The sequence below is a fragment of the Mesorhizobium sp. M0514 genome (genome assembly GCF_040321145.1).
Taxonomy (GTDB): Bacteria; Pseudomonadota; Alphaproteobacteria; order Rhizobiales; family Rhizobiaceae; genus Mesorhizobium.
Genome location: NZ_JAMYQZ010000049.1, coordinates 1 through 10,903, shown reverse-complemented (window position 1 = coordinate 10,903; position 10,903 = coordinate 1). Strand labels below are relative to the sequence as shown.

Annotated in this window: 21 protein-coding genes and 1 pseudogene; 12 read left to right on the top strand and 10 right to left on the bottom strand. The window is 60.8% G+C overall.

Annotated elements, in window-relative coordinates:
• Window position 1: 1 nt before the first annotated feature.
• The 7 genes from NKI61_RS19960 to NKI61_RS19930 form a co-directional block, all read right to left on the bottom strand.
• The gene (locus NKI61_RS19960; protein WP_352840374.1) at window positions 2–352 is read right to left on the bottom strand and encodes a hypothetical protein; all 351 of its coding nucleotides are present in this window, start codon (window positions 350–352) and stop codon (window positions 2–4) included.
• A 24-nt stretch (window positions 353–376) separates the two neighbouring features.
• Window positions 377–946: a hypothetical protein gene (locus NKI61_RS19955; RefSeq protein ID WP_352840373.1), complete on the bottom strand. Its 570-nt coding sequence runs from the start codon at window positions 944–946 to the stop codon at window positions 377–379.
• 12 nt (window positions 947–958) lie between these two features.
• Window positions 959–1,459: an HNH endonuclease gene (locus tag NKI61_RS19950; RefSeq protein ID WP_352840372.1), complete on the bottom strand. Its 501-nt coding sequence runs from the start codon at window positions 1,457–1,459 to the stop codon at window positions 959–961.
• Between the two features lie 52 nt (window positions 1,460–1,511).
• Window positions 1,512–1,910 carry a hypothetical protein gene (locus NKI61_RS19945; protein ID WP_352840371.1) on the bottom strand — a complete coding sequence of 133 codons (399 nt, stop codon included), beginning with the start codon at window positions 1,908–1,910 and terminating at the stop codon, window positions 1,512–1,514.
• Window positions 1,911–2,254: 344 nt separating this feature from the next.
• Window positions 2,255–2,461, bottom strand: a complete 207-nt coding sequence (locus NKI61_RS19940) for a hypothetical protein (RefSeq protein ID WP_352840370.1) — start codon at window positions 2,459–2,461, stop codon at window positions 2,255–2,257.
• 148 nt (window positions 2,462–2,609) lie between these two features.
• A complete protein-coding gene (locus tag NKI61_RS19935; protein WP_352840369.1) occupies window positions 2,610–2,762 on the bottom strand; it encodes a hypothetical protein in 153 nt (50 codons plus the stop codon).
• Between the two features lie 133 nt (window positions 2,763–2,895).
• Window positions 2,896–3,591, bottom strand: a complete 696-nt coding sequence (locus NKI61_RS19930) for a hypothetical protein (RefSeq protein ID WP_352840368.1) — start codon at window positions 3,589–3,591, stop codon at window positions 2,896–2,898.
• 167 nt (window positions 3,592–3,758) lie between these two features.
• Here NKI61_RS19930 and NKI61_RS19925 point away from each other — a divergent pair, with 167 nt between their 5' ends.
• Complete coding sequence (locus tag NKI61_RS19925) at window positions 3,759–4,013, top strand: hypothetical protein (RefSeq protein ID WP_352840367.1); 255 nt, start codon at window positions 3,759–3,761, stop codon at window positions 4,011–4,013.
• A 5-nt stretch (window positions 4,014–4,018) separates the two neighbouring features.
• Here the strand turns inward: NKI61_RS19925 and NKI61_RS19920 are convergent, their stop codons facing one another.
• Entirely contained in the window at window positions 4,019–4,252 is a 234-nt protein-coding gene (locus tag NKI61_RS19920) for a hypothetical protein (protein WP_352840366.1), read from the bottom strand.
• 93 nt (window positions 4,253–4,345) lie between these two features.
• Between NKI61_RS19920 and NKI61_RS19915 the strand changes: the two genes are divergently transcribed.
• A complete protein-coding gene (locus NKI61_RS19915; protein ID WP_352840365.1) occupies window positions 4,346–4,951 on the top strand; it encodes a LexA family transcriptional regulator in 606 nt (201 codons plus the stop codon).
• A gap of 3 nt (window positions 4,952–4,954) precedes the next feature.
• Here NKI61_RS19915 and NKI61_RS19910 read toward each other — a convergent pair whose 3' ends face one another.
• Both NKI61_RS19910 and NKI61_RS19905 read right to left on the bottom strand, forming a co-directional pair.
• Entirely contained in the window at window positions 4,955–5,644 is a 690-nt protein-coding gene (locus NKI61_RS19910) for an HNH endonuclease (RefSeq protein ID WP_352840364.1), read from the bottom strand.
• 136 nt (window positions 5,645–5,780) lie between these two features.
• The gene (locus NKI61_RS19905) at window positions 5,781–6,107 is read right to left on the bottom strand and encodes a helix-turn-helix domain-containing protein (protein ID WP_352840363.1); all 327 of its coding nucleotides are present in this window, start codon (window positions 6,105–6,107) and stop codon (window positions 5,781–5,783) included.
• A gap of 165 nt (window positions 6,108–6,272) precedes the next feature.
• On the opposite strand from NKI61_RS19905, the gene NKI61_RS19900 reads away from it, so the two are divergent.
• From NKI61_RS19900 to NKI61_RS19855, 10 genes and pseudogenes are all read left to right on the top strand, one after another.
• A complete protein-coding gene (locus tag NKI61_RS19900; RefSeq protein ID WP_352840362.1) occupies window positions 6,273–6,494 on the top strand; it encodes a hypothetical protein in 222 nt (73 codons plus the stop codon).
• The gene (locus NKI61_RS19895) at window positions 6,491–6,769 is read left to right on the top strand and encodes a hypothetical protein (protein ID WP_352840361.1); all 279 of its coding nucleotides are present in this window, start codon (window positions 6,491–6,493) and stop codon (window positions 6,767–6,769) included. Before NKI61_RS19900 ends, NKI61_RS19895 begins: the two co-directional genes overlap by 4 nt.
• On the top strand, window positions 6,769–7,179 hold the full coding sequence (locus NKI61_RS19890; protein ID WP_352840359.1) for a hypothetical protein: 411 nt from the start codon (window positions 6,769–6,771) through the stop codon (window positions 7,177–7,179). Before NKI61_RS19895 ends, NKI61_RS19890 begins: the two co-directional genes overlap by 1 nt.
• Window positions 7,179–7,388 carry a hypothetical protein gene (locus tag NKI61_RS19885; RefSeq protein ID WP_352840358.1) on the top strand — a complete coding sequence of 70 codons (210 nt, stop codon included), beginning with the start codon at window positions 7,179–7,181 and terminating at the stop codon, window positions 7,386–7,388. Before NKI61_RS19890 ends, NKI61_RS19885 begins: the two co-directional genes overlap by 1 nt.
• Window positions 7,388–7,603: a hypothetical protein gene (locus NKI61_RS19880; RefSeq protein ID WP_352840357.1), complete on the top strand. Its 216-nt coding sequence runs from the start codon at window positions 7,388–7,390 to the stop codon at window positions 7,601–7,603. Before NKI61_RS19885 ends, NKI61_RS19880 begins: the two co-directional genes overlap by 1 nt.
• Window positions 7,604–7,676: 73 nt before the next feature.
• A complete protein-coding gene (locus tag NKI61_RS19875) occupies window positions 7,677–8,735 on the top strand; it encodes a hypothetical protein (RefSeq protein ID WP_352840356.1) in 1,059 nt (352 codons plus the stop codon).
• Window positions 8,735–9,262: a hypothetical protein gene (locus NKI61_RS19870; RefSeq protein WP_352840355.1), complete on the top strand. Its 528-nt coding sequence runs from the start codon at window positions 8,735–8,737 to the stop codon at window positions 9,260–9,262. The genes NKI61_RS19875 and NKI61_RS19870 overlap by 1 nt, the downstream gene beginning before the upstream one ends.
• Window positions 9,263–9,264: 2 nt before the next feature.
• The gene (locus NKI61_RS19865) at window positions 9,265–10,167 is read left to right on the top strand and encodes a recombinase RecT (protein WP_352840354.1); all 903 of its coding nucleotides are present in this window, start codon (window positions 9,265–9,267) and stop codon (window positions 10,165–10,167) included.
• On the top strand, window positions 10,167–10,427 hold the full coding sequence (locus tag NKI61_RS19860; protein WP_352840353.1) for a hypothetical protein: 261 nt from the start codon (window positions 10,167–10,169) through the stop codon (window positions 10,425–10,427). The genes NKI61_RS19865 and NKI61_RS19860 overlap by 1 nt, the downstream gene beginning before the upstream one ends.
• A pseudogene (locus NKI61_RS19855) lies at window positions 10,420–10,903 on the top strand (hypothetical protein); the annotation flags it as partial. The gene NKI61_RS19860 and the pseudogene NKI61_RS19855, both read left to right, overlap by 8 nt.

Genomic DNA, 10,903 nt, shown 5'->3' with positions numbered 1-10,903 from the left:
GTTATTCCGCCGCCAGCAAATCGACAGCGGCGCGATTGTACCGGGCCAGCTTCTCATCGGCCGCGAGTGCACGTTCGCCGATCTCACGGTTGTTGGCGCGCTGCTCGGCGATCAGTTCCATGGCGGCCTTGTGGCGGGCGATCTCGGCCTTCTCGTCGACGCGGAACCCGGCCTCTTTCAGCTTCATGCTCCGGCGCGTATCGGCGGCGCGCTGGCGATACCGGCCCTCTGCCTGGCGATGAACGGAGGCGAGGCGTTCTACCTCCTCCTCCGGATTGGGTGGCTTGAAGTCGATGACCTTGCCGCCAAATTCAGCAGCGAGTCCCTCGGCGATGTGATTTGCCATGTTCATGATGGTCCCCCGGTTGGATGTGGATTATTCGGCGGCTTGCTTTGCGGGATCGGCCGCATCGAACGGATCTTCCTCGCCGTCGGCAGCCTTGATGATCTCGTCGCCGCTCGGCTCCTCGAACTGGCTGGCCAAGTCCTTGTTGATGAACTCGGTGCCGTCGTTCATCCCGCGCTGCCATGCCTGGCCTTGCGGGCTGTCTGCGCCATAGGGATTGCCGGCATCCTTGCGCAGCTTGCCGGCGGCCAAGCCCTCTCCATAGGCGCGCTCGTCCGCGGGCGTCCGGTCGGCGTCGAACATTTCGATCTGGCGGGCGACGCCATGGCCGAACATGCGGGCAATGCGCAGGCGCCGCGCCATGGTCGCGATGACCTCGGTGGCGTCTTTCTCGTCGAGCTCCATGGCCCATTTCACGTCGGCCTTGGTGAAGCCGATGTTCTTGATCCGGTCATAGATACCGCCGATCTCGCCCATCGCGCCGGCGATTTCGGACCTGTGTTCCTTGATCTGGCGGAAGCTGTTGAGGAAGGTGATTTCCTCCCAGATTTCCCGATCCGTTTGGCCATTGACCTTTGACTGCTTTGTAGTCTTTGCCATATTGCGCGCTCCTTACGCCGCTTCTTGCAGCCACGCCCACGACTTGCCGTTGGCGATGATGCTGACGTTGCTCTTGCAAATGCCGAATTGCGCTGCGATCAGGCCGATCGCTACGCCTTGCCGATGCAGGCGGATGACTTCACGCGCCTGGGCTTCTGTGAGTTTGGAAAGGCCTTGCCGCTCTCCGCGATTGGCTGTGCCGTGCTGAACGCGATCAGCCATGTTTTCTTGGCCTGTCGCCCAGCGGAGATGATCAGGATGGACGCAGGCCTCGTGGCCTTTGCCGCATGAATGGGCGGCCTCATGTTCTGGCGTCGGTGCCGGGCCGTGAATGGCCTCGCACATCCACCTGTGAGCATATCCCTTGCGGCCGCCGACCCTGATCTGGCCGTAGCCGGCGCTGTTGCAGCCGAAGGGGAACGTCAGGCATCCATCGCCTTTCCAACCGACATGCGCCTTCAGCCACGCGAGCAGAGCACCAGGCGAAGCGCGGCGCTCGGTCTGGCCGTTCACTGCACTTCGCTTCGCTGCTTTCGCCATTTACTTTTTCCTCTGTCGTGCCCGCTCAATCATGAGCATGATTTTCTCTGCCGCCCGTCTCACCAGGCCTGCGATGAACCGCATCTCGTCTTGCCTTCAGTTGGAGCCGTTCTTCGCGCATTTGCTGCGCCGCGGCCTCGTTTCCTTCACAGATGGCCTCGTACCAAATCCGAAGACGGCGGTAGAGCTCACCCCCGATGTCCCTCATCTCCTCGATTTTATATTCAAGCCGGAGAAGCTTGTTCTCGTTCACTCCAAGGTCGTCGGCCAAACGAGACCTGGCCGATCCATTTCTGTCTTTCCGCCCGCGATATTCGGCATCCATTAAGGCGTCGTAATATTCGCGGCCCTTGTGTAGAGCGGTCGTACTCATCTCACTCTCGCTATGACTTTTGGCAAACTTGCCAACTCTCTTGTCTTTCATTGTTGAACCCCAACGAGTTACCTTTTGATCGTTGGGAACCAGCCGGAATCTCCGGCCAACACGGTAGAAAAGGAATGTCCAATGGATCGAACCGCACGCTTGCAGGCTCAGAGGTCGGTCCAGTTGGAGCTACAGTTTGGGGGGCGCCAATTTCCGCCCCGCGCGGCAAATGATGACGATGTTTTTTCATCAGCACCCGGCCTGACGCGCAGCGTCTTCAACGGAGTGCTGGACTACCGGGGCGAGAAGAAACCGAAGCTCGTCCGCCTGGGTCTCACGCTTCGCGATTGCGTAGCGCGATGCGGCCCAGCCGATGCCTATGCCGAGTAGGAATGCCGCGGCGATCATTTGCCCACCGCCTTCAAAATGTCGCTGGCGGCCATGTGGACGGTCGACACGATGATTAGGCCGAGAACGACCGTGATGTCGACATTCTCAAGCCATGCCCAAGCCGCTCCACAAAGGAACGACCATGCGAAGAATTTGTAGCCGCGCGCCGTCATCGGGCCAACCTCGGCGCCGAGCGCACGGTAAGGCCTGACTGCCAGCACAACTCACGAATTTCCTCGGGTGAAGCGATGATGCCTCTGCCGCTCACGCGCTCGACAATCTCAGCAGCCGTCCGACTGGAGCGAGCGAGACCGACGACGAAGTCGACGTCGGCCATCGACCATTTGAAATTGGTGGCGCCGGCGGCTCTCACGGGCGCCTCCCGGTGTTGCGCATGACCCGCTTCGTCGCCTTGCGCGCTTCAATCTTTTGCCAGGCTTCATGCTCACTGCGGCCGGATGCGGTGCCGACCTCAGCATCGAAGACGAGGACCGTTCCGTCTTGCGTCCAGATCGCGCTCATAGAACCCCCCGATCCCGATAGAGTTCGCGAAGCTCGGACGCTGCCACGCGGCGCTGCAGGCGATGAAGCATCAGCATCGTTCCGGCTTGCGACATCAGCAGCCCAAGGACAGCGAGCATCGGCCAGACCTGGCTCATGCTGCGGCCTCGAACAGCCCGAGTTGGTCTTTCGCGACTGGCGGCGTGTCGGCGTCGGTCTGCGGGAATTTGCGGCAGGCCAATTTCCAACTTATCCAGCGGATGGGAACTTGATGGGCAGGCCGCTTGTTGCTCTCGAAAATGAACCAGCAGAAGCACATGCCGGCATTCGACAGCTTCGGGCCGTCGTACCCGTGGCGATGCATCATCGGCAGGCGTTCGGAGATAAGGTGCACGCGGCGCAGGCCGACGTGCCGCCACCAGTTCATCCGGCCTTCGCTCTCCAGGAAGGCCAGCCGGCACAGCAGCGCGACATATGGCGACATCGCCACGGCGCGCTCGACAAACTGCTCGATGATTCCGAAAGGCGGATTGGTGACGATGCCGAAGTCCGGGTTCATCTGCTTGATGCTGGCACCCCACTCGGCGCCGACGTTGCTTGTGAAGTCGATGCCGCCCTCGCTGTCGGGACAGCCCCAGTTGTTCAGATCCGTGGCGAATACGCTGAACCCGCGATTGCGCAGGGGCAGCACCAGCGCGCCATTGCCGGCGGCGGGCTCCCATATGGCGCGCGGCAGTCGCTTGCCTTCAGCGACCAGCAATGGCGGCAGGGCGGCATAGGGCGAGGCGTAGAAGTCATCGCCGCGGACGGCGGCGCTGGCCGTCTTGTTTCCAGTCAGCAGGCCGCTCATGCTGCAACCTGCCAGTTGCATTCGGTAACGTCGCGTTCAGCATGTTGCGAACACGACTGTGCATAAGCTGAAATATTTCGCGACTTGTGATTTGTGTACGGTTTCGTACCGTGCATCCTTGCCTCGCCGGCAACCAGAACAACAACACCGGCAGGGAGGCAGTAATCATGGCAAGCGATATTGTGGAGCCGGCCGCTGTGCCGGAGTTTTTTGTTTGCGGGGTCGGTCGCATCGAGAACATGGGAGCGAATTCCCGCCATGTTCTGGTGACGGAGCGCCGCGTCGGCGGCCGGATACTTTACGTTCCGAAGGTCCACATCATTATGTCGAACGCCGACTGTCAGATGGCGATCTTGAAGACCGCGCGCGAGATGGCTGTGAACATGGTCGGGTTCGATTCCGAAATGCCCGCCATTCACTGAGGCGCTCATGCGGCGACCGCGAAGAAGTCGGCCGGCGACAGTTCGATCGAATTTTCCTTGGCATAGGCGAGCAGCTTCTCGGCCTCTTCCTGCGGGACGCGGCCGCCAGTGCCGCCGCGCTCCTTCGGATACATCCAGCGATAGACACGCGAGACGTGTTTGCCGGTGATTTCGGACACCTTTTCGATGCCGATTTTTCCGATGACTGACTTCGCGGGATCGAGATGCATTTCGCTCATGGTTTGCATCTTTGCGATTATCGCGAGTTTCTGTCAAGCAGAATTTGCGAACTTCGCGATAGGAATTTTTGCGACTATCGCGATTATGCCGTCATGAACGATCCGCAGCGCGATATCAGGGTTTGGTTGCATGACGAGCTGTCCCAGCGCGGTCGCGGCGTGAAGGTCGCCTTGGCGAAGCGTCTCGGCATCCGTCCGGACGCCATTACCCGCATGATGAACATGGACCCCAATAAGGAAACTCGGGAGATCCGCGCTCACGAGGCCGACGCTATGCGCAGGTTCTTCGCAGATGAGGCATTGGCCGATGACCCGGATCGAGACAGCGTGCCACTCGTCGGCTATGTCGGCGCCGGCGCGGCGGCTCACTTCTATGCTGACACGCAAGGCGAACTTGAACGGGTGCCTGCCCCAGAAGGCGCCACACAAGACACTGTGGCGATGGAAATCCGCGGCGAAAGCCTGGGCGCCCTGTTCGAGCACTGGCTTGTCTACTATGACGAAATACGTTCGCCCGTGACGACAGATATGATCGGCCGCCTATGCGTCGTTGGCCTGATCGACGACCGCGTTCTCGTGAAGAAGCTTCAGCGTGCCAAGTCGCCAGGCCTGTTCCATCTTCTTTCGAATACCGAGGCCCCTATCCTCGATGCCGAAGTTCTCTGGGCGGCGAAGGTCAAAAGCATGGTGCCGAGGTAGGTTTTACTGCCTCGGCGTGAGCTGGTCGATGATCATCTGCTCGAGTTGCGAGCACTCCGGTTCCGGTTCAGGCGGCTCCTCTCGCCAGTCGGTCGTGTCCCACGCACCCTTGCCCTGGTTGCACTCGTCGCACAGAACCTGAAGGTTGGACCGGTCAAGCCGAAGGTGCCAGAACTTTGAGATCGGCTTGATGTGGTCGACCACAATGCGGACAGCATGGCCGGACACGTCCATGTCCTTCGGACCGGCGCCGCAGCATCCACACTTTCTGCCCTGCTCTTTCAGCACCTCCATGCGAAGCGTCCGCCACTCCCATGAAGCATAGAAAACATCCTTCGTTTGGCGGCTTGCGCTCTTGGTATCGTTTTTCGGCTTCGGCACGAAAGCGCGAGCCTGTCGCGCAGCGCGCTCGACGTTGGGCATCGGTAGGTCGTCATATGCAGGTGGGAGCTTTTTGAAACCTTCCGCCATCCAATGTCGGTGAAGGTTCACGACCAGATACCGATACGCAAACGCCGTTCCTGCCGTTGGGAGCAGGCTCGGCTTCAGAAGCGGGTCTTTGTTGAAGTATCGACGGATGCCGACCTTCAATGTTCTGGTCCGCTGGATGTGATAGCTCTTGCCGTAGACGACGAAATAGAACGCCTTCACGGCCCGCTCGAACTCCTCTGGGGTATGCTGGTCATTGCTCAACTTTCAGTCCCTTCCGTAGAGCTATAGTACTCCCTCTCCAGAGCTTGATATGAACGAAGAGAAGTACCGTTATTATGATCTTACCGTTATTAGGGGTGTCACCAGCGACACCCGGCCAAAGTGTCACCAGTGACACTTAGACGGCCCAAGGGAATATCAACATGTAGTGGTTGACGGCGCGATTTCGGTACCCGCGACGCACCTGGTCGCGGTCTAGCAATCCCTCTTCTCGGAGTTTTTTCACTGCTCGCTTCACCGTCTCGACGCTGAGGTTAAGATCGGCCGCGATAGTGGTCTGTTGGTGCTTCGTGTGGCCGTCACGGCGGTTCATATGGAGGGCGATGAAGATGCCAACCCGCTGGCAATCAGACGACAGATAATCGCGCCCAAGGACGTGGCGGACCCACTCGTCGCGGTTCCGATACCACTCGCCGGCCGGCGTTAAGACCGGCTCGTTCTTCATCCAAGCTTCCATGGGTTCTCTGGGTCGCGCCCGATAGGCCGGGGCTTTTCTTTTGCGCCATCGCAAAAGCATAGTCAAACAATTTTGCGATTATCGCGATATTCCGCTTGACGTTCTTTGCGATTATCGCGAATATGCCCTCGACAACAAAGAGGAGCAGCCGCCATGAAGATGATCACCGACAAGCGGACCCTTACCGAGCGGGCGCAGACCCTGGCCGAGTTTCTGCAGGCCATCGAAGACGCCGGCGTCGACCTCGCCGCGGTCCACATCGAGGACGAAAGCGGCAATCGGTTCGGCGTCGCCAAGATGGTCGAGGAAGCGAAGGACGACGGCTCGACCGTGGTCGATCTCGTTCTCTGCATCGCCGATCAGGTGGCGGCATGAAGGCCGCGTCGATCCCCTTCACGCAGTTCCTTCGCCCGAATGGCCGGCTGGTGTCGGTATCTATCGAACGCCCTGCAGAGGTAGCCACGAAGGCCCAAGCCATCATTGCAGCCGGCTATCGGTTCGAGTGCGAAGAACTCACCACCGGCGACGTTAGCCTGACTGTTGCCAATGACGATGACGGCGATCTGGAGATCGAGGTCGTTCCGAACGGGCCGACCGTGCCCGCCGCCGTCGACCGCTTGGTTGAACGCGCTTTCAAGGCGGTGCTCTGATGAACACCGCAGCCCACACCTTCCCGAACACGCCATCCGCAACATGGGAAGAGACCCGCGAAAATTATTGGACGGTGACGCTCGGCCACGAATCCCGCGCCATCTCCAAGGACGGCACGAACTTCATCGCCTGGATCGGACACCGCGACACGCACTGGTGTTTTTCACGGGCGCTGAAGGCTTGCGTCGACGACATCGAATGTCGGCTGGCTGAAGCGGCACTGGCACAGGCTGAGCATGACGAGGCCATTGCCTCACTGATGCAGATGACCGGCGCCGAGAAGGCCCGGCTTATCGCCAAGCTCGAACAGGAGCGGGACTGGCTCGACCATTCCGGCAGCCATGTCGACGTCGTGGCGCGCAAGGCTGAGAAGGATCGCCAGATTTCAACGCTTCGGAGGATTTCGTGATGGATGCGTTCCTGAAAGCCCTTTGCATTAAGCACGACCTGACCACCGTTTCGGTCGCGCTCTACACCGAAGTCAAGACGGTCCCCTTCACGGTCTATCTTCATTGGGGTGAACGCCAGTGCGTCGGTGGCAATGGCAACACCGTCGATGAAGCCCTCGCCTGCGCCCTCTACCAGATGGGCGAGACCCGCGCGCCGAGGGCCGCGTGATGGCCCAGACCGGATACGCCGCCGTCTATAACGGCCACATCTTCATCGACACGGTGAGCCAGCACGAACGTGCGGCGATGGTGAACTGGCTTGTTGTCCACGCCGGGTTCGCCGTCCCGCAGGGAATGGGCGATTTCGCCATCCGTGACCATTTCGCAAGGTTAGCCGGCCCGATGGATGTGACCGTCAAGCCGGTCAGCGTGGAAGCCGCCTGATGTACCGCCGCCGCGACCTCATCCTCTTCGCAGCCCTGTTTTTCGCGCTGCCTCTCATCGCCGGAGCAATCCTATGAACGACACGTTTCAATCTGCCGGCGCCGTAGCGTCGAACGTCGTCAACAGGTGGGCTTGGTGGCGCGCGGCCCTGTCCGGCAACTTCGGGCCCATCCACAGCGAGCCACAGCAGGGCTATTACCGCGTCCGCGGCAAAGACGGCCAATGGGAGCCGGTTGCCATCTGGGTCGACGAGGGCGGCGCTTGGCTGGCGTACAGGTCCGGTCGTGAGGTTCGCGACGTCGAGCAGCTTTGGACCTATGCCTGCCGCTTCCCGATCGAGCATGCCGTTTATGAGAAGGCTATGGTCGGCGGCGGGTTCGATGACGAGCCGCCTGCGCCGATCGGCGACAACAGCGGCGACATCGATCCGTTCGAAGCCCTGCGCATCGAATACCTCGGCGAGAAGGAACAGGCCGAGGAGTTCATGAAGCAGCCGGTCAAGACCCAGGCGCAGGCCGACAAGGTTGCGATCTGGTCGAAGCGGCTCACCACGATCAAGACCAAGGCCGAAGGGCTGCACAAGGTCGAGAAGCAGCCGCACCTCGACGCCGGCCGCGCGGTCGACGACAAATGGCGCGATCTGAAATCCGAACCGGACGAACTCGCCAAGCAGTTGAAGGCGCACATCAAGCCATTCCTACAGGAACAGATCCGCGCCGAGGAAGACCGCCAGCGGAAGGCGCGGGAGGAAGCCGACCGAATCCGCCGTGAGGCTGACGAGGCGCGCATCGCTGCCGAGAAGGCCATGGCGAAGAAGGTGGCCGACGGCATTTCAGACGCCGCCGCCATCCAGGAACACAACAACCGCATGGCTGAAGCCGAGCGCCAGGCGCGCGCCGCCGAGCAGGAAGCTGAAGCCCGCAAGGTCAACGCCGGCCGCACTGGTGCCCGAGTGTCCATGCGCACGGTCAAGGTTGGCGTCGTCACCGACTACGCCAAGGCCGCGGCCGCGCTCGTCGGCATGCGCCACAAAGACCTGATCGAGATCATCGACAAGCTTGCGCAGCGCGCGGCCACCGCCGGCATGCCGTTCGATGGCATGGAAATCAAGGAAGAGGAGCGCGTGGTTTGATGAACACGGATGGATTGACCGAGGCGGGCATCGCCGATCGCTGGGTAGACGGCAAGAGAGAGCCTAAGCAACTCTACAAGTGGAAATGCGTCCGCTGTGGCGAGGAAGGTCGCAACTCCTTCATGGAACCGATCGGCACCCGCATGATGGAAAAGCGCATCTGCCATGGTTGCGACTATTGGGAGCAGTTCGAGAAGCGGCTTGAGCGTGAGCACCCGCAAATGACCATCATCGCCGGGCACGTCTACTCGCCGGGAAACCGAACCAGCGGCGAGTTTCGCGGAATGTCTGGTCGGCGTTTCGACATTGAATACATCGAGCCATCCATCCATGCCGGCAAGCAGATCACCACGTTCGACCTCTGGTCTGGCGGATCGATGATCGACAGCCTCAAAGCCAAATATCCAGACACCGCGAAATTTCTTGGCGGTGCTGAGAAGGCCCACGTCGGCGAAACGACATGCTGGAGCCCGTCAAATCACCGCAGCGAGCCCTACCCGCTGCCAATCACCATTGGGATCAAATGACCATGAACGCCATCGTCACCCCCGCCGAGCGCCAGCCGCGTTCCGTCCTCGTCGACATGTCCACCAGGTTCGGCATGGAGCCGGCCGCCTTCGAAGCCACAGTGCGCGCCACCTGCATGAAGCCGGACAAGAACGGCAAGGTTCCGAGCCGCGAGGAGTTCGCCGCCTTCCTGCTCGTCGCCAAGGAATACAAGCTCAATCCGCTGACCAAGGAAATCTACGCCTACCCCGCGAAGGGCGGCGGCATCGTGCCCATAGTTTCGATAGACGGCTGGGCAAATCTGATCAACTCGCATCCGTCAATGGATGGTGTCACGTTCGCGATGGACCACGACGAGGCTGGCGCACTGGTGTCCTGCACCTGCAGGATCTACCGCAAGGACCGCTCGCATCCGATCGAGATCACGGAATATCTGAGCGAGTGCATCCGCGCCACCGACCCTTGGCAGATGAAGCACCGCATGCTGCGCCACAAGTCGCTGATCCAGTGCGCGCGCTATGCCTTCGGCTTCTCGGGCATCTATGACGAGGACGAGGGCGCCAAGATCGCCGAGATGCGCGACGTCACGCCCCTGACCCGGCCACAACCGCCAGTGCCGCCGCCGTCGGCGCAGATCACCGGGCCGGCTGAAACCATCGACGCCGATACCGGCGAGATCATCGACGAGCGCGAGACTGTCACCGAAACCGGAGAGGCGACGGACGCCATTGTCGACGAGACCGAAACGCTCGGCGACTATTTCACCAAGCTTGATGAAACGATGGGCGCCGCCACCACGGCAGCCGACATCGCCGAAATCTGGAACGACTTCGATCCCCTCGCCAAGTTCGAAGGCGACGAGGACAACCAGGCGCTCGCCACATCGATCAAGCGCAAGCACGTCCAGCGCGTGGGGGCGAAGTGATGAGCAGCGGCGGCCCGGCCTTCCCTTGCAGCAACGAACAATTCACGCTCGGCAATCCACAGACCGGTGACGCGTGGCCGGGCATGACGCTCCGCGACTGGTTCGCAGGGCGAGCACTGACTGGGCTCCTCTCGGAACCGCAGCCGGAAGACGGCGAGCCTGATCTTGGCCTTGGCAGGGATTATGCCGCGAACGCTGCGCAAGCCGCCTATCGGATAGCTGACGCCATGCTCATCGAGCGGAGCATCATCAATGGCTAAGGCAAACGAAGCCCCGGCTTTTCGGATGATCGTCGAGAACGGTCATCTCGTCCCGGCCGCCGCATGGGAACAGGAACGGCTGTCGACCTATCGCAACCGGTCGACGGTCAACGTCCAGATCACCCAGGTCAAGAACCGGAAGTTGGAGCGGAAATATTGGTCGATCTTGCACCAGGTCATCAAGAATTGCCCGGTCAAGCAGCGCACCGCCGAAGACCTGCATAAGGCTATTCGCCTGAAGCTCGGCATCGTCGATGCGTTCTTCACCGTCGATGGCAAGCTGCGTGTCGATCTGAAGAGCACGACCGGCATGGACGACCCGGAATACACCGCCTTCTATGAGGAGGCCATGGTGCTGTTGCAAGACATCACCGGCGTCAACCCTGAGACGCTATCGGCCGAGTCCGCCGACGTCGGCGAAGATGAAATTCAAGATCCGTCCGGCGCTGTTGCCCCTTCTCTGGACGGTCAAGGCA